Annotated in this window: 10 protein-coding genes and 1 pseudogene; 1 reads left to right on the top strand and 10 read right to left on the bottom strand. The window is 69.9% G+C overall.

Annotated features, from left to right (window positions below; all coding sequences use genetic code 11):
* Positions 1-2: 2 nt before the first annotated feature.
* The 10 genes and pseudogenes from OOK07_RS41845 to OOK07_RS41800 all read right to left on the bottom strand — a co-directional run bounded on the left by OOK07_RS41845 (position 3) and on the right by OOK07_RS41800 (position 15,232).
* Positions 3-1,535, bottom strand: a complete 1,533-nt coding sequence (locus OOK07_RS41845; RefSeq protein ID WP_266801787.1) for an alpha-N-arabinofuranosidase — start codon at positions 1,533-1,535, stop codon at positions 3-5.
* A 120-nt stretch (positions 1,536-1,655) separates the two neighbouring features.
* Positions 1,656-3,416, bottom strand: coding sequence for a cellulase family glycosylhydrolase (locus OOK07_RS41840; protein ID WP_266801786.1), 1,761 nt, complete (start codon positions 3,414-3,416; stop codon positions 1,656-1,658).
* Between the two features lie 132 nt (positions 3,417-3,548).
* Positions 3,549-5,306: a cellulase family glycosylhydrolase gene (locus OOK07_RS41835; RefSeq protein WP_266801785.1), complete on the bottom strand. Its 1,758-nt coding sequence runs from the start codon at positions 5,304-5,306 to the stop codon at positions 3,549-3,551.
* 46 nt (positions 5,307-5,352) lie between these two features.
* Complete coding sequence (locus OOK07_RS41830; RefSeq protein WP_266802315.1) at positions 5,353-7,410, bottom strand: alpha-galactosidase; 2,058 nt, start codon at positions 7,408-7,410, stop codon at positions 5,353-5,355.
* 47 nt (positions 7,411-7,457) lie between these two features.
* Positions 7,458-8,462, bottom strand: coding sequence for an acetylxylan esterase (locus OOK07_RS41825; protein WP_266801784.1), 1,005 nt, complete (start codon positions 8,460-8,462; stop codon positions 7,458-7,460).
* 53 nt (positions 8,463-8,515) lie between these two features.
* Entirely contained in the window at positions 8,516-10,501 is a 1,986-nt protein-coding gene (locus OOK07_RS41820; protein ID WP_266801783.1) for a beta-galactosidase, read from the bottom strand.
* Positions 10,498-11,547, bottom strand: a pseudogene (locus OOK07_RS41815) (LacI family DNA-binding transcriptional regulator). The gene OOK07_RS41820 and the pseudogene OOK07_RS41815 overlap by 4 nt, the downstream one beginning before the upstream one ends.
* Before the next feature lie 5 nt (positions 11,548-11,552).
* Entirely contained in the window at positions 11,553-12,509 is a 957-nt protein-coding gene (locus OOK07_RS41810; RefSeq protein WP_266801782.1) for a carbohydrate ABC transporter permease, read from the bottom strand.
* A complete protein-coding gene (locus OOK07_RS41805) occupies positions 12,506-13,516 on the bottom strand; it encodes an ABC transporter permease (protein ID WP_405673689.1) in 1,011 nt (336 codons plus the stop codon). Before OOK07_RS41805 ends, OOK07_RS41810 begins: the two co-directional genes overlap by 4 nt.
* Positions 13,517-13,558: 42 nt before the next feature.
* Positions 13,559-15,232 carry a type 2 periplasmic-binding domain-containing protein gene (locus tag OOK07_RS41800; protein ID WP_266801780.1) on the bottom strand — a complete coding sequence of 558 codons (1,674 nt, stop codon included), beginning with the start codon at positions 15,230-15,232 and terminating at the stop codon, positions 13,559-13,561.
* Positions 15,233-15,565: 333 nt separating this feature from the next.
* On the opposite strand from OOK07_RS41800, the gene OOK07_RS41795 reads away from it, so the two are divergent.
* Positions 15,566-18,424, top strand: coding sequence for a glycoside hydrolase family 3 protein (locus tag OOK07_RS41795; protein ID WP_266801779.1), 2,859 nt, complete (start codon positions 15,566-15,568; stop codon positions 18,422-18,424).
* Positions 18,425-18,470: the final 46 nt, after the last annotated feature.

Raw genomic sequence — 18,470 nt, 5'->3', positions numbered from 1 at the left:
CCTCAGCGCAGGTGGGCCACGGGTGCCTGGATGGTGAGGAACGAGTGCGGGGGAATCGTCAGCACCATTCCCTGGCCGGTTGACTTCACCGCGTCGAACGGGCGCGGGGCCACCGCCTCGGGCGTCTGCGCGGTGTTGTGGACCTGAAGCCGGTCCGCGGTCAGCAGGCGGCCGGTCGGCTCGCCGACGGAGCCGCCGCGCAGGTCGAGTGTCACCTCGGCGGGCTCCTCGGCGTCCAGGTTGGTCAGTGAGATCAGCACCGTGCCGTCCTTGATGCTGGCGGAGGCGGAGAGCGTGTCGAGTTCGCTGTCCCCCACCCTGCGCCTGGCGTCCTGGGCATGCAGGTGCACGGCGAGCGAGGTGGCGTCCTGATGGCCCTTGTTCATTTCGAAGACGTGGTACGTCGGGGTCAGGACCAGCGCGTCGCCGTCGGTGAGCAGCATGGCTTGGAGGACGTTGACGGTCTGGGCGATGTTGGCCATGTACAGGCGTGCCGCGTGCCGGTGGAAGATGTCGAAGTGAGTGCTGGCCACGAGGGCGTCGCGCAGGGCGTTCTGCTGGAACAGGAAGCCCGGGTTGGTGCCGGGCTCCGTGTCCCACCAGGTGCCCCACTCGTCCAGGACCAGCCCGACCCTGCGGCCCGGGTCATAGCAGTCCATGACCGTGGAATGGCCGGTGAGGATACGGTCGATCCGCTTGGCCTCCAGCATCGTGCGGTAGTAGTCGTCCGTGTCGAAGTCGGTGGCGCTGCCCTTCGCTTCCCACGGGCCGATCACCGTGTACTGGTGGACGGACAGGCCCTGGAAGAAGTTGCGGGGCGTGGCCTCGCAGCCGAAGCAGCCGATCTGCTGCATCAGCGTCTCGGTCCACTTGTAGTCGTCGCCGTTCGCGCCGGAGGCGATGCGGTACAGCGTGTTGCCGCTGTGGTCACGGCAGTACGTGGCGTACTGGCGGGCCAGATCGGCGGAATACTCCGCGCGCATGTTGCCGCCGCAGCCCCAGGTCTCGTTACCGATACCCCAGAACTTCACCCGCCATGGCTCCTCCCGGCCGTTGGCCTTGCGCAGCCGCACCATCGGGCTGTCGCCGTCACGGGTCAGGTACTCCACCCAATCGCTCATCTCCTGCACCGTGCCGGAGCCGACGTTGCCGCTGATGTACGGCTCCGCACCGAGCAGCTCGCACAGGGCCATGAACTCGTGGGTGCCGAAGTGGTTGTTCTCCTCCACGTTGCCCCAGTGGGTATTGACCATACGGGGGCGCTGGTCCCGGGGGCCGATGCCGTCCTTCCAGTGGTACTCGTCGGCGAAACAGCCGCCCGGCCAGCGCAGGTTCGGGATGTTCAGCGCGCGCAGAGCCCGCACGACATCCAGGCGGATACCCCCCTCGTTGGGTATCGGCGAGTCCTCCCCGACCCAGAAGCCGCCGTAGACACAGCGGCCGAGGTGTTCGGCGAAGTGGCCATAGAGGTGGCGGCTGATCGTCGGGCCCTCGATGTCGAGGTTGATGACAGCGGTGGCGGTGGCGGTAGGCACGGGGTGGCTCCAGGGAGTGGGATTTGTATCGATAGAAGGGGCGGCCACGAGGGCTCCTCGGGGCCTGGGGAACCTCGGCCGTCGGAGGTCTCCGACGGCCGGGGCGTGGTTGACGGATGGTCAGCCGACGGTGCCGGTCACCGTGCTGCCGTTCTTGGTGACCTTGTAGGTGGCGGTCTGGCCGCTGTAGAAGTAGAAGACCAGCGTGGCCGTGACGCCGTCACGCAGCGAGGCGAGGAACAGGGGGGTCAGCACGATCGTGCTGTTGGGGTAGTCGGGCGAGAACGCCTCGTTGAACGTCTGGTACGGGGTCCAGTCGAGCGGGCCGGCGTTGGTGCCGTCGGCGTAGGTGGCGTGCATGGTCGCCAGGTTGTTGCCCCGGTACTGGGTGGGGATGGTCAGGCCGTCGGTGGTGCCGGTGGCCGCCGCCACCGTCGGGTTGTCGTTGGTGACGATGTCGATGTTCCACGGCACCCCGCGGGAGAACCGGGCCTGGACCGTGGCGTCGGTGCCGTAGGCGCGGTCGCCGACCAGGCGGGTCAGCGCACTGGCGGTGAAGGTCAGCGTGGTTCCGGAGACGGTGTAGTCCCGCCCCGGGAGCAGCCTGGTCTTGCCCTGCCACACGCCCAGGAAGTGGGTGCCGTTGAGGTTCAGGGTGAGCGACTCGGCAGTGATCGGGGCGGACTTGGCGACGAAGATCTTGTCGAAGGAGGCCGTGCCCGAGCGGGTGGTCCAGCTCGACTTGATCGCCGCGAAGAGGCCCGGGTCACGCCACTGGAGCGTTTCACGGTTCAGGTAGTTGAAGGCGTCCCACAGGGCGGTGGTGACGCCGTACTTGCGCGCCGCGTATCCCAGCTGCTCGTAGTACTTCAGCTCCTCGCCCCGCTCGACGGTTTCGGGGTGGAAGTAGTTGGGGCTGGTCATCAGGCCGTACTCACCGAGGTAGACCGGGATGCCCTTGGCGACGAAGGTGTCGTGCATATCGGCGAAGGAGTCGTCCAGGTACTTCTGGGCGACGTCGCCGTACAGGGTGCCGCCGGCGAGGTTCATGCTGAACGGGTAGTAGCTGTAGAAGTGCACGGTCGCCACCAGCTGGCTGTCGTGCAGGGAGTTGATGGTGGTGGACAGGTCGTCCAGGAGGGGCTGGGCGCCATCGCCGCCCTGGGTGGGCAGGACGAGCATCCTGGTCGCGTTCGCCCCGCCCGAGGCGCGGACCACGGTGTGGAAGGAGACGTTCAGCTCGTTCAGGAACTGGGTCTTCTGCGCGGCCGTGACGTCAGGGAACCGCGGTTCGTTGACGCTCTCGAAGAGCAGGGTGCGCGGCTCGGACTTGAAGGCCTCGGAGATCTGCGACCAGGTGGAGTCGAAGCGGGCCATGACGTTGTCATGGTCCGTGGTTATGTTCGAGACCCATACCTCCGAGTCGTGGTGGATGTTGATCACGACGTACAGACCGTCGGCCTGCGCCCAGTCCACGACCTGCTTGACCCGGGCCATGTAGGTGGCGTCGATGGTGTACGGCGCGGTGGCGGACTGGTGATCCTTCCAGGTCACCGGGATGCGGACACTGTGGAAGCCCGCCGCGGCGATGGTGTCGAAGGTCGCCTTGGTGGTCAGGGCGTTGCCCCAGGCGGTTTCGTTGGGGATGGCGTCCAGGGTGTTGCCCAGGTTCCAGCTGGGCTGCATCTGCGCCACGGCGTCGATGGCCTTGGCCGGGACGCGGACGACCGGGTGCAGCGCCGTGCCGTGGACGTCGGCGGCGCCGAAGGCGGCGGCGCCGGACAGGCTCAGCATGACGGCCAGGGCCGTCACCAGGGCGGCCAGGCGGCCGAGGCCGCGGCCTCGGGCGCGCCGGTGCGCCAGTGGCTGGATGTCGCTCATGCCATGTGCCTTTCTCGAGATGAGTGGATCTCTGGCGGAGTGCGGGGGCTGGGCGGGCACGAGGGCTCGTCTGGTCATGGGGAACCTCGGCCGTCGGAGGTCTCCGACGGCCGGGGCATGGTTGACGGATGGTCAGCCGACGGTGCCGGTCACCGTGCTGCCGTTCTTGGTGACCTTGTAGGTGGCGGTCTGCCCGCTGTAGAAGTAGAAGACCAGCGTGGCCGTGACGCCGTCACGCAGCGAGGCGAGGAACAGGGGGGTCAGCACGATCGTGCTGTTGGGGTAGTCGGGCGAGAACGCCTCGTTGAACGTCTGGTACGGGGTCCAGTCGAGCGGGCCGGCGTTGGTGCCGTCGGCGTAGGTGGCGTGCATGGTCGCCAGGTTGTTGCCCCGGTACTGGGTGGGGATGGTCAGGCCGTCGGTGGTGCCGGTGGCCGCCGCCACCGTCGGGTTGTCGTTGGTGACGATGTCGATGTTCCACGGGACCCCGCGGGAGAACCGGGCCTGGACCGTGGCGTCGGTGCCGTAGGCGCGGTCGCCGACCAGGCGGGTCAGCGCACTGGCGGTGAAGGTCAGCGTGGTTCCGGAGACGGTGTAGTCCCGCCCCGGGAGCAGCCTGGTCTTGCCCTGCCACACGCCCAGGAAGTGGGTGCCGTTGAGGTTCAGCGTGAGCGACTCGGCAGTGATCGGGGCGGACTTGGAGACGAAGACCTTGTCGAAGGAGGCCGTGCCCGAGCGGGTGGTCCAGCTCGACTTGATCGCCGCGAAGAGGCCCGGGTCACGCCACTGGAGCGTTTCACGGTTCAGGTAGTTGAAGGCGTCCCACAGGGCGGTGGTGACGCCGTACTTGCGCGCCGCGTATCCCAGCTGCTCGTAGTACTTCAGCTGCTCGCCCCGCTCGACTGATTCGGGGTGGAAGTAGTTGGGGCTGGTCAACAGGCCGTACTCACCGAGGTAGACCGGGATGCCCTTGGCGACGAAGGTGTCGTGCATATCGGCAAAGGAGTCGTCCAGGTACTTCTGGGCGACGTCGCCGTACAGGGTGCCGCCGGCGAGGTTCGCGCTGAACGGGTAGTAGCTGTAGAAGTGCACCGTCGCCACCAGCTGGCTGTCGTGCAGGGAGTTGATGGTGGTGGACAGGTCGTCCAGGAGGGGCTGGGCGCCATCGCCGCCCTGGGTGGGCAGGACGAGCATCCTGGTCGCGTTCGCCCCGCCCGAGGCGCGGACCACGGTGTGGAAGGAGACGTTCAGCTCGTTCAGGTACTGGGTCGCCTGCGCGGCCGTGGCACCAGGGAACCGCGGTTCGTTGATGCTCTCGAAGAGCAGGGTGCGCGGCTCGGACTTGAAGGCCTCGGAGATCTGCGACCAGGTGGAGGCGAAGCGGGCCATGACATTGTCATGGTCCGTGGTTATGTTGTTGACCCAATTCACCGAGTCGTGGTGGGCGTCGAGCACGACGTACAGACCGTCGGCCTGCGCCCAGTCCACGACCTGCTTGACCCGGGCCACGAAGGTGGCGTCGATGGTGTACGGCGCGGTGGCGGACTGGTGGGTGCCCCAGGTCACCGGGATGCGGACACTGTGGAAGCCATTCGCGGCGATGGTGTCGAAGATCGCCTTGGTGGTCAGGGGGTTGCCCCAGGCGGTTTCGGTGGGGGCGTCCAGGGAGTTGCCCAGGTTCCAGCTGGGCTGCATCTGCGCCACGGCGTCGATGGCCTTGGCCGGGACGCGGACGACCGGGTGCAGCGCCTTGCCGTGGACGTCGGCGGCGCCGAACGCGGCGGTGCCGGACAGGCTCAGCATGACGGCCAGGGCCGTCACCAGGGCGGCCAGGCGGCCGAGGCCGCGGCCTCGGGCGCGCCGGTGCGCCAGTGGCTGGATGTCGCTCATGCCATGTGCCTTTCTCGAGATGAGTGGATCTCTGGCGGAGTGCTGGTCAGGAAGTCTGTGGGGGGCGGGCCGGCTGCCGGAGGCGCAACAGCACGGCGGACGGTGCCGCCGGCAGGGTCACGGTGAGCTCGGCCGCATCCTGATCCCAGGCGCAGTGCGGTCGCCCGCTGCTGGGGTAGAGCAGGTCGGTGCTGACATCGGCTCCCCGCAGCCGGGGCAGCCGCAGGACTGCGGTGTCGTCCGCTCCGGGGCGGCGCCAGACCGTGAGGTAGGTGGTGGCCGGGGTGTGCAGGGCCAGGGCGATCCATGGGTCCTCCCAGGCCGGCAGGCCGAGCGGCCAGGCGGGGACGGCCTGCGGCAGGTCGGCGCGGATGGACTTGTACACCGCCACCCCCTCATGGACCAGCGCTCGTTCCCCGGCCCCGAGCTCGGTGATCTTCCCCGAGAGGTGGATACGGCCCAGGAGGGCGTTGGCCATGGTGAAGGCGACCTCGTCGGGGGAGTGCTTGGCCTGCGGGTAGGCCCAGACCGCACCCTGTTCGGGGGTGACGGCGGTGGGCGCGGAGGCGGCGATCGGCGCATAGAGCAGCAGGTCCTCCTGGTCGCTGGTGGAGTGGAGCTGCAGCCGCGAGAGCATGGCGTGGTCGGCGCGCATGCCGCCCGAGGCGCAGTTCTCGATCACCAGGTCCGGGTAGCGGTCCAGGACGCCGTCCAGCCAGTCGAGCAGGGCCCGGTTGTGGCCCAGCAGCCCGTCGGCCGGGGCCTCCCCGGGGTGGCTGCTGGTGCCGCGGGCGAAGTCGGTGTTGTGGTCGAGCTTGAGGTAGCCGACGCCCCACTCGCCGACCAGACGGTCCACGACCTGGTCGAGGTGGGCCCGGGCAGCGGGATGGCGCAGGTCGAGGTGGTACCGGTTGCCGCCATCCCCCGCACGCTGCCCGTCGCGGCAGAAGAACGCCTCCTCCGGCAGGGACTTGGCGACCGGGCTGGACACGCCGACCCCCTCCGGTTCCAGCCAGATGCCGGGCACCATCCCCCGCTCCCGGATGCGGTCCAGGACCTCGTGGATCCCGCGCGGCCCGGGGAAGCGGGTGGCGGCTGGTTCCCAGGTGCCGACGGAGCTCCACCAGTGGCCGTTGTCGTCGTCGTACCAGCCGGCGTCGATGACGAAGTACTCCGACCCCGCCTCGGCCGCAGCATCGACCAGCGGCAGCAGCTTGGCCGTGGTGGGGTCGCCCATCAGGCAGTTCATGTAGTCGTTGAAGATCACCGGCAGGTGGAGGTGGTCCCGGTGCGGGCGGCGGGTGATCCGGCGGTATCGGGTGAGCACGGCGAAGGCCTCGTCGGGGCCGCCGTCCGCAGCGAGAGCGAGCGCCACCGGCACCGTGCGGAACTCGGCCCCCGGCTCCAGCAGGTGCCGCCAGCTGTGATTGGCGTCGGTGGGACCGAACAGGGCCACGTAGGCCGTCTCGTCGCGGACGCCGCACTCCGAGCGCCAGCCTCCGCCGTTGTGCTCGATCTGCCACAGCCAGGTGCGACCCGATTCACGGTCGGTCAGGCCGCCCATGGGGAGGAACCGGCTGCTGGACCGGACGCCCCGGCCGGTCATGACCCGGCCATTGAGGGCGGGCGAGGAGTCCCGCAGCTGCTCCTGCTTCCAGCGGAGCTCGGTGAACCACTCGTTATCCGCCCACATCAGGTCGGCGGAGTCCAGGCCCGCCGGTCCGTCCTCGGTGAGGCAACCGGTCACCAGCGAGCTGACCGACTCCAGTTGCAGCGCATCCGGCCCTTCGTTGCGCAGGACCACCTCGCTGCGCAGCACCGGCAGGCCGTCCGGGGAGCGGTAGCGCACCTCGGCGGTGAGCCCGGTGCCGGGGTCGTGGAGTTCGACGCTCAGCGTGTGCCAGTCGCCGTCACGGCCCGCGCGGTGGGAGCGGTGCCGCAGCCGCGAGGCGAGGTTGGTGTCGATGAGGTGCCGGCCCTGGCCCCCCGCCGTCACCTCGACCAGCGGCAGCGGTGCGCCGGGGCGCCTCGCGCCGACCGCCTCCCCGGGTGTCCCGAGGTGGACGAGTCGGGCGGCGCCGTCCTCGTCCAGGGCGATCTCCATGGCCAGGGCCGAGTGGCCCCAGCGGATCGTCTGCGCTGTGCCGTGCGTCACTGGGGTACGTCCTCTCGGGTGGTGCCGGGCGCCAGGCCGCGCTCGCGCAGCCAGGCCAGCTGGATCCCGGGGGTGGAGCCGTAGCCGCCGCCGTGGTCGGCGAACGGCCAGACGGTGATGGTGCGGTCCACGCCTGCGTAGTGGTTGAAGGCGGCGTAGACGGTGGACGGCGGGCAGATGGGGTCCATCAGGCCGACGCTGAACAGCGCGGGGGCGGTGGCCCGCTGAGCGAAATGCACGCCGTCGAAGTAGTCGAGGGTGGCAAAGGTCGGCTGCGCCTTGTGCCGGCTGTGCCAGCGCAGGTACATGACGAGCTCCTGGTAGGGCCCCTCGAAGGCGATCCGGGCGCCCTGGCGGAAGTGGCACAGGAAGGGCACGTCAGGGAGTACGGCGGCGATGAGATCAGTCATCAGGCCGGCCACGGCGAGGGAGAGTCCGCCGCCCTGGCTGCCGCCGGCCACGATGATCCGGCCGCCGTCGATCCCGGGAAGCTCGGCGACCGCGTCCACCGCGCGCACGCAGTCGGTCATCAGCCGCCGGTAGTAGTAGTTCTCGGGCGCGTCGATGCCCTTGGTCATGAAGCCCTCGGACCACTGGGTGCCGTCGCCCATCCCCCGGTCCGGGGTGTCGTGGCCCTGGCCTCGGGTGTCGACGACCAGCTGGGCGTACCCGGCAGCCGACCAGAACAGGTGCTCGGTGGGCAGTCCGCGGCCGCCGCTGTAGCCCTGGTAGGTGACGACGACGGGCAGCGGGCCCTCTACCCCGCGCGGGCGTAGCAGCCAGGCGGCGACCGGCTCGCCGTTCCAGCCGGGGAAGCGCACGTCGTCGACCTCGACGGTGCGCAGTCCGTACTGCTCGGTGACCCGCTCGGTCTTCACCGCGCCTCCCTGGGCGCGGGCCTCGGCGAGGGTGCGCTGCCAGAAGGCGTCGAAGTCGTCGGGGGCGGGCGACTTCGGACGGTAGCCGACCAGGTCTTCGGGGCCGAGGTCAGTCAGGGGCATGTCGTGTTCCTCACGTCCTGGATCGGGGGTGGGCCGGTGTGAGTCGCTGCGCATCACGGCAGCCGGAGCACGGCAACGCCTCCGGGGGACAATGTCACGCCCCCATCCGCTGCCTGACGATCCGTCAAAAGCTCCCAGCCGACGACTGGGACGTGCCAGGGCTCACGGCCGTGGTTGAGCAGGAAGAGCCAGGAGCGGCCGTCGTCGGCGCTGCGGCGGACCGCCTCCACGCCGGGCGGCAGGCCGGGCACGAGGGGTCGGACCTCGGCTTCGGACAGCAGGCGGCGCACCAGTGCGGAGTAGCCGGCGTCGTCCAGCCTGGTCGAGAGGTACCAACCGGCGCCCTCGCCGTAGGCGGCGCGGGTCAGTGCGGGGCGTCCGTCGGCGTAGGCGGCGACGGTGTCCGCGCCCTCGGCGCGGAGGTACTCGCTCCAGGCGCCTGCCGCCATGCCGTCGGACAGCCTCAGCACCGCCCCCGCCGCCGGCGGGCGGTGCTCCTCGACCCGGATTCCCAGCGCCTCACGCAGCGGCTCGGCCGGGTAACCACCGGTCCTGGCCCGGTAGTTCTCGTCGACGACGCCGCTGAAGTACTGCACCAGCAGAGTGCCGCCCTGCTCGACGTAGCCGCGCAGGTTCTCGGCCGCGGCGTCGGAGAGCAGGTGCAGCGCCGGCGCCAGGACCAGCCGGTACGCCGACAGCTCGGCCTCCGGGTGGGCGAAGTCCGCGGTGACGCCGGCGTCCCACAGCGCACGGTGGGCGCGGCGCAGAGTGCCGGGGTAGTCGAGATCCTTCGACGGCAGCCCCCGGCTCTCGAGCCCCCACCAGGAGTCGGTGTCGTGCAGCACGGCGGCCTCGGCGACGACCCGTGAACCTGCCACCTCGGCCAGCCGCGCCACCGCCTCCCCGGTTTCGCAGACCTCGCGGAAGATCCGCGAGTCCGCCCCGGCGTGCGGGACCATCGCCGAGTGCCAGATCTCGGCCCCCGAGCGGGACTGGCGCCACTGGAAGAACAGCGCGCCGTCGGCGCCGTGGGCCAGGTGCTGCACCGAGTGCCGCAGGATCTCGCCCGGCTCCTTGGGCAGGGTGGCGTTCTCCCCGTACACCGTGGAGGTGCCCTGCTCCATGAGCAGCCAGGGCTTTCCGCCGCCGAAGGAACGCGCCCGGTCGCCGCCGAAGGCGGTGTCGGCGGCGGCGTCCACGCCCGGCGCGATCGGGTAGTGGTCGATGCTGACGAAGTCCAGCTCACGGCCGAAGGCCCACAGGTCCAGGTTCTGGTAGCCGGGCAGCATGAGGTTGGTGGTGACCGGCAGGTCGCTGTGGACGCGGATGGCGTCACGTTGCTCGCGGTAGGCGGCGAGGGCCTCGTCGGACCAGTAGCGGCGGAAGTCGAGCACCTGGGCCGGATTGTGGTGCCACTGGGTGGCCCGGGGCGGCAGGATCTCCTCCCAGCTGCCGTAGCGCTGGCTCCAGAAGGCGGTCCCCCAGGCCGCGTTGACCGCCTCCAGGCTGCCGTGGCGCTCGCGGAGCCAGCGCCGGAAGCCGGCGGCGGCGTGGTCGCAGTAGCAGACCGCGGCGTACTCGTTGTGGACATGCCACAGGGCGAGCGCCGGGTGCTCGCCGTAGCGGGCGGCCAGGGCGGTGGCGATCCCGCGCGCGGCCCGCCGGTAGGCGGGAGCGGCCAGGCAGTAGGTGTCCCTGCTGCCGTGGACGAGCCCTGCGCCCTCGGCGGTGACCGGCATCGCGTCCGGGTGCGCCAGGGTGAACCAGGGCGGCGGGGAGGCGGTGGGGGTGGCCAGGTCCACGGCGACGCCGTAGCTGTGCAGCCGGTCCAGTTGCTGGTCCAGCCAGGCGAACGCGTACCGGCCCTCCTCGGGTTCCAGCAGCGCCCAGGAGAAGACGCCGAGGGTGGCGAGGTTGACCCGCGCCCGGCTCATCAGGGCGTCGTCCTCCTTCCAGGTCTCCTGGTCCCACTGCTCCGGGTTGTAGTCGCCGCCGAAGGCGAGGCCGCCCAGCCGGGCGGTGAGTCTGCTGGTGCTCACTTCACGCTCTTTCGGGTAGGGGCGAGGCCGGCCGCGGGATACGTGCGCGGCGCCGGACCGGTGCTCTCACGGCGCGTCAGGACCGGCGCGAGCAGGGTGACCTCCTCCGTGGGCCGCCCGGCCAGCCGGTCGGCGATCAGTTCCACGGCGAGTTCGCCGAGCTCCCCGGCCGGACCGGTGACCGCGGTGAGCCGCGGTGAGCACTGCTCGGCCAGGGGCTCCGGGCATAGCGCCACCACGGAGACGTCCTCGGGGACGACCCGCCCGGAGGCCCGCAGCAGTGACAGCACCGGTTGGATCGCGCCCTCGTTCTGGACGACGAATCCGGTGGTGTCGGGACGGTCTGCCAGGATCCGGCTGACCACCCCGGCCACGGATTCGGAGGTGCCCTCGCAGGGACGGTGCAGCACCCGCAGACCGAGCCGGTCCGCCGCCGCCTGGAAGCCGCCCAGTGTCCGTTCCGCATAGCCGGAGTGGCGCTGGTAGACCGCCGGCGCGTAGCCGATGAAGGCGACGTCCCGATGCCCCAGCTCGGCCAGGTGCTCGGCGCAGAGCGCACCCGCTTACGCGAAGTCGTGGTCCGCGCAGGCGAGTCCGCTGGGGTCGCCGGGCAGCCCGGTCAGGGCCGCCGGTGCCCCGGTCTCGCGCAGTACGGCGATGCGGGGGTCGTCGAGCTGGACGTCCATCAGGATCACGCCGTCGGCCAGTCCGCTGCCGGCCACCCTGCGCACCCTCGCCGATCCTTCGTCATTGGCGAGCAGCAGGACGTCGTAGCCGAACCGGCGTGCCGCCGGTGACCGAGATGGCGATCTCCATCATCACCGGCACGTAGATGTCGGTGCGCAGCGGGACCACCAGCGCGAGGATGTGCGAGCGTCGTCCGGCCAGCGCCCTGGCACCGGCGTTGGGGTGGTAGTCGAGGCGGGCGATCGCCTCCTCGGCCCGCTTCTTGGTGGGGGTGGAGATCGCCCGCTTGCCACTGAGGACGTAGCTCACGGTGCTCGGGGAGCGCCTGCCGCCTCGGCCACTTGGGCCAGTGTCACCATGCCGGTCAGCCCTTGATCGCGCCGGTGAGCATGCCGGTCTTGAAGTGCTTCTGCATGAAGGGGTAGACCATCAGGATCGGCACCAGGGTCAGCACCACCACCGCCATCTGCAGGGAGAGCGGCGCGGTCTGGGTGTGCAGCGAGCCGAATCCCCCGTTGGTGGCGCCCGGCATGGTCATCCCGTTGCTGACGTACTGGAGCAGCACGTACTGCAGTGGCCACTTGGTGCTGTCGGTCGGCATGTAGAGCATCACGTTGAAGAAGGAGTTCCAGTAGCCCACCGCGTAGAAGAGCGCCACCACCGCGGTGACCGCGCGGGAGGTCGGCAGCACGATCGACCACAGGATGCGCCACTCGGTGCAGCCGTCCAAGCGGGCGGCGTCGATGAGGTCGGAGGCGGTCCCGGAATAGAAGGAGCGCAGCACCAGGATGTTGAAGACGGAGACCGAACTGGGCAGGATCAGCGCCCAGTACTGTCCGTAGCCGCCGAGGGCGGTGACGACCAGGTAGGTGGGGATGAGGCCGCCGCCGACGAACATGGTGATGACGAGCACCAGCAGGATGGCGCGGTGACCGAAGGAACGGGAGCGGGACAGCCCGTAGGCGCACAGCACCGAGACCGTCATGGAGAGCAGGGTGCCGACCACGGTGATGCCCAGGCTGACCAGGACGGCCCGGGTGACCGGCCCGTCGACGAGCATCTGGTGGTAGGCGGCCACCGTCAGCCCGTCGGGCCAGATGACCAGGCCGCCGGCCCGGTTGATGGCGCCGGGGGTGGAGAAGCTGGTGACCACGACGATCCACAGCGGCACCAAGACCGCTGCGAGCACCAGCAGCAGCACGCCACCCTTGAGGCCCTGCCCGACGGCCGTGGGGGGTTCCTCCCACACCGGGCGGTTGGGGTGCCGGTCAGGACGGAGCGTCAGAGCCGGGGTCGGGGTGTCACTGAGTGTCTGGCTCATTTGCGGTACAACCCGTCCTCACCGAAGGCGTGTGCGAGCCTGTTGGCTCCCCAGATCAGCAGGAGCGAGATCACGCTCTTGAATAGCCCGGCCGCCGCGCCGTAGCTGTAGTTGTTGGTGGCGATGCCGTAGTAGAAGGAGAAGGTGTCCAGGACATCGGCGGTGTCGTGACCGACGGCGTTGCGCTGGATCAGGAACTGCTCGAAGCCGACGCTGAGCGCGTTGCCGAGCCGCAGGACCAGCATCAGCACGATGACGCCGCGCATGCCGGGCAGGGTGATGTGCCACATCCGCCGCCACCGGCCCGCGCCGTCCACCGCAGCGGCCTCGTAGAGGTTCTGGTCCACGGCGGCGAGCGCGGCGAGGAAGACGATGATCCCCCAGCCCGCCTCCTTCCAGACCGCCTCGCCGGAGATCAGCAGGGCGAAGGTGCGCGGGTTGGTCATGATGTCCCAGCTGCCCAGATTGTGCTGGGCTAGCAGGTGGTTGAGCACGCCGGCCCCGCCGAGCATCTGCTGGAAGACGGTGATGGCCAGCACCCAGGAGAAGAAGTGCGGCAGGTAGACCACGGACTGGATGAAGTTGCGGATCCGGGGGCTCATCACCGAATTGAGCATCAGTGCGAGGGCGACCGGAACCGGGAAGAACAGGACCAGCTGGACGAAGCTCAGCCACACGGTGTTGCGCAGCGCCTCCCAGAACACCGGGTCGTTGAACAACTGCTGGAACTGGTCGAGACCGGCCCAGTCGCTGTGCATCACCCCGACCAGCGGGTCGTAGTACTCGAAGGCGGTGATCAGGCCGAACAGCGGCGCGTAGTTGAAGACCAGCAGCAGTGCCACGACCGGGAGGGTCATGATGATCAGTGACTTGTCCCGGCGCAGCCGGATCCGCCAGGTCATCCTGGTCCCCGGGAGGCTCTTGTCCGCCGGGCCGCTTCGCGCGCCGGCCGCTCGCTCGGCCCTGCGGCTCCCCTGGGTCTTCTTGGGTTTGGTGGTGGATGTCACGGTCACGGTTCCTCCTTGCGTGGCGCCGCCTACTGGTGCGGACTACTGACCCGTGCCGAGCTTGTCGAGGATCTCGGTCTGGTACCACGCGTTGAGCTGGTCACCGCCGCTGCTCTTCCAACTGGCCAGTGCCGCCTGGTAGTCGGAGACCTTCTTCAGGCCGTGGGTGACGTCCTTGATGACGTCCTGGACGGACTGGGCGTTGGCGATGGTGCTGAAGCGCGCCGGCAGGGTGATGTTCATGCCGTAGAAGACCGGCTTGTAGGCGTGCTTGCTCGCAGCAGTGCACCAGGCGAGGGAGTCGCGGGTGACCTGTTCGGCGCCCGGATTGAACACCACCGAGGGACCCGCGCCCAGGAACGGGAAGGTCTTCGGCATAGCGGTCTTCTTGCCCTCGGCGGTGTACGTGGGCAGACCGTTCTGCAGGGTGTGGTGGACGCCCTCGACGCCGTAGTTGGCCATCGTGTACTCGGCCGAGCCGAAGGGGGCGGACAGGTAGTCGGCGACCGCGAGCAGTTCCTGGATCTGGTCGCCGGAGAGCTTGGCGTTGAAGTAGCTCAGCATGCTGGTGGAGGCACCGAGGAAGACCTGAGGGTCGGACTTGCCGTCGGCGGCGATGATGTTGAAGGCGTCCCGGCGGTAGTTCTTGTTCGCGGCGGTTCCGGACTGGTAGTCACTGAGGCTCCAGGCCCCGGTGCCGCCGCCCTGGATCAGGGCCTTGCCCGAGTAGAAGCGGGTGCTGGCGTTGTTGGTGTTGCCGGCCAGCGCGTCGGGGTGCACGTATCCCGCCTTGGCCAGCCGGTAGTGCCAGTCGAGGGCCTCCAGCATTTCGGGCATCTCGTAGAAGTGGACCAGCTTGCCGTCCACCACCTTGTATTTGTCCGGGAGTCCCCATGCCTGGTACATGGAGGTCCAGACCTCGTCGAACGCCCAGACTCCGCCCTTGGCGTCGGTCAGCTCCTTGCCCAGGTTCATGTAGTCCTCGGCGGACTTGACCTGGTCGGCGGTGATCCCCTTGGCCTCCAGGATGTCCCGGCGGTAGAACACCGTTCCGGACAGCGGCATCCCGCTGGCGAAGGTGGGAATGCCGTAGATCTTGTCCTCCCAGGTGCTGACCTGCCAGGCGAGGGTCGGGATCGCCGCCAGGTTGGGGTACTTCTTGATCTTCTCCCCGGACAGGTAGGGCGTGAGGTCCGCCAGCTGGGTCCCGACCAGCTCACCCATGTTGAAGGTGTTGTTCCACCAGCTGGGCAGGTTGATCCAGTCCGGCAGCTTCTTCGCCGCGGTCATCGTCGGGATGATGGTCGCGTAGTCGTTGCCGTTCGCCGGCTTCATGGTGAGGTTGATGCCCAGCGTCTTGTTCATGGCCTGGTAGAACGAGTTGCCCGCGGGCGGGAGGGTGTCCCACATGGGGATGACCGCGGTGTAGCTGCCGCCCTTGCCCGGTATGCCGGAGACGGTGGCGACCGGGTGGGCCGGGTAGGTCAGGTAGCCCGGGTCGGTGAAGGAACCTGCGGCCCCGGTCACCGAGGGGATGTCCGGCTTGACCGCCGTGCTCGCCACGTAGGCGGGAAGCACCGCGGCCAGACCGGTCTTGCTGTTGGCGCCGCCCTTGCTGCGGGAGGACTTGCCCCCGCCGCAGGCGGAGAGCACCGGGGACAGGGCGGCTGCTCCCGCCACAGCGACCGCGCCGTTCACGAAAGTTCTACGACTCATGGCGATGCTCATGGGCTGCCCTTCGAGGGTGGGATGAGGAGGCGAGCGTCGTGCAGATGCGCTGTAGTGCAGCCGGACCCTTGCAGGGAACTGACGGCCTGTCCGCCGGAAGCCGTCGAAGCGCTTCGATGTTGCCGAGAGGTTAAGCGCCACTTTCCCCGGAGGCAAGGCATGCACAGAGAAACGACAACTTAAAGTTTCCGGCGACTTCAAACGAAACTTTCTCTTGACGCTGGTGTGATCGCCTGTCAGCGTCGAAGGGCTTCACCACCGGCAGGGTTGCGCGACCGCGCCTGTCGGCCCGACTGCCCGTTCTGCAAGGGATCCTCACCTGTGAGCACCGCCGCCGTGTCCGCCACGCCCCATTTCCGCGACCCCGGGCTTCCCCTGGCCCAGCGCGTCGACGAGCTGCTCTCCCAGCTCACGGACGAGGAGCGGATCGCCATGCTGCACCAGTACTCCCCGGCGATCCCCCGGCTGGGAGTCGGCGAGTTCCGCACCGGCACCGAGACCCTGCACGGCGTCGCCTGGCTGGGCGAGGCCACCACCTTCCCGCAGGCCGTGGGCCTCGGCGCGAGCTGGGACGAGAGCCTGGTCCGCGAGGTCGCCGAGGCCGTCTCGGTCGAACAGCGCGCCTTCCACCACCACCGCCCGCCGGCCGTCGGCACCGGCCGCAACAGCCTCCAGGGCTGGGCGCCGGTGGTGAACCTGCTGCGCGACCCCCGCTGGGGACGCAACGAAGAGGGCTACTCCGAGGACCCCGCGCACTCCGCCCGGCTCGGCGACGCCTTCTGCCGGGGCATGTCCGGCGACGACCCGGAGCATCTGCGCACCGCCCCCGTGCTCAAGCACTTCCTCGGCTACAACAACGAGGACGACCGCTGCACCACCTCCTCCGGGCTGCGCCCCCGGGTGCTGCACGAGTACGACCTCGCCGCCTTCAGGCTCGCCATCGCCACCGGCGCCGCCACCGGCGTCATGGCCGCCTACAACCTCGTCAACGGCCGCCCCTGCCACGTCAGTCCGCTGATCGAGCAGCAGCTGCGGCGCTGGGCCGAACCCACCGGGCACGAGCTGTTCGTGGTCAGCGACGCCGAGGCCCCCTCCAACCTGGTCGACCCCGAGCACTACTTCGACGACCACGCCGAGTCGCACGCCGCCGCCCTCAAGGCCGGCATCGACTCCTTCACCGACCACGGCGAGGACACCGCCGTCACCGTCGGCCGCATCACCGAAGCCCTCGAACGCGGCCTGCTCACCATGGACGACGTGGACCGGGCGGTTCGCAGGCAGCTGTCCCTCCGCTTCCGCCTGGGCGAGTTCGACCCCGAGAGCGACCCCTACGCCGGCATCGGCTGGGAGGTCGTCAACTCCCCCGCCCACCAGGAGCTCGCCCTGCGCGCGGCCACCGAATCCGTGGTGCTGCTGAAGAACGAGGGGCTGCTCCCGCTGCCCGCCGACCGCCGGGTCGCCGTCGTCGGCCCACTGGCCTGCACCCTGTTCGAGGACTGGTACAGCGGCAGCCACCCCTACCGGATCACCGTCGCCGACGGCCTCGGTGTCCAGGGCGTGGAGGGCGTGGAGGGCGTGGACCGGATCGTGCTGCGCACGGCGGACGGCCGGGCGCTCACCGCCGCAGGACCTCACGGGCTGCTGACGGTGGCGGAAGCCCAGGACAGCGACCCGTCCGCCCAGTTCGACCTCTTCGACTGGGATCTCGGGGTGCTCACCCTGCGCTCGTCCGCCACCGGCCGCTACGCCTCCCTGCGCGACGCCGACCGCCGGGTAGCCGCCGACCGGGACCAGCCCGGCGAGTGGGACGTCCACGAGACCTTCCGGCTCGAACCCGACGGCGACGGGGGCGAGTTGCTGCGGAGCGTCCTCACCGGCCGGTACGCGCAGGTCCACGCCGCCACCGGCGTTGTCACCATGTCCGGAGAGTCGCCGGCGATGGCAGCAGTCCTCACCCGCACCGTCGTCCGTGACGGCGTCGCCGAGGCCGTCGCCGCCGCAGCCGCGGCGGACACCGCGGTCGTCGTCCTGGGCAACGACCCGCACATCAACGGCCGGGAGACCCAGGACCGGGCCGGACTGAACCTCCCGCCGAACCAGGACCGCCTGCTGCGCGCGGTCCTCGCCACCCAGCCGGACACCGTCCTGGTCGTCATGTCCAGCTACCCCTACGCGCTGGACTGGGCAGCCGGGCACGTCCCTGCCATCCTGTGGACCTCGCACGCCGGCCAGGAGACCGGCCGCGCCCTCGCCCGCGTGCTGCGCGGGGATGCCGACGCGTCAGGCCGCCTCCCGCAGACCTGGTACCAGGGCGAGGACGAACTGCCCGAGCGCCTCGACTACGACATCATCAAGGCCGGCTGGACCTACCAGTACCACCGCACCCCCGCCCTCTACCCCTTCGGCCACGGGCTCTCCTACGCCGACTTCAGCTACTCCCGACTCGCCCTCGACGCCGACCGCCTGCCCCAGGACGGAACGGTCACGGCCCGGGTCTCCCTGGGCAACCGGGGCGAGCGGGCCGGAATGGAGACCGTCCAGCTCTACGTCCGCGCGCTGGACGCACGCTACGAGGCGCCACTGCTGCGCCTCGCCGACTTCCGCAAGGTCCGGCTGGCGGCCGGCGAGTGGACGGAACTGGAGTTCCGGCTGCCCGTCGAGCAGGCACTGGCCCACTGGGACGTCGCCACCGGCGCCTTCACGGTGGACCCCGGCCGCTACGAACTGCTCGTCGCCCGCAGCGCCGCCGACCCCGTGCTCACCGCCCGGTTCACCGTGGACGGACCGGCTCCCGCTCCCCGCCGGGCCGTCGGCCGGCCACTGCATGCCGTGGACTTCGACGACTACCGCGACGCCGTCATCGTCGACGCCGGCCGCACCGACGGGGACGCGGTGACGCCTGCCGCGAACCAGGCAGCGCGGCTGGTCTTCCGCAATGTGGACCTCACCGGCGCGGCCACGCTGACCGCCGAGGTCTCCCGCACCGCGCCCGGCCCGGCCGGCCTGGACGTCTACGCGGACGGACTGCTGCTCGCTGCACTGCCGGTGGACTCGACCGGCGACCGGTACACCTGGACCACCGTCAGCGCCGCCCTGGGCCACCAGCACGGCACGGTCGGCGAACTGACGGTCGTACTCACCGGTGAACAGCGTCTCGCCGCGCTGACGTTCGCGCCCTGAACGGCGCCCGCCCACCCGCCCACCCACCACGCCGCCAAGGACTTCA

This window comes from Streptomyces sp. NBC_00078 (assembly GCF_026343335.1).
In the GTDB taxonomy this organism is placed as follows: domain Bacteria; phylum Actinomycetota; class Actinomycetes; order Streptomycetales; family Streptomycetaceae; genus Streptomyces.
This window is presented reverse-complemented; position numbering and strand designations above follow the sequence as displayed.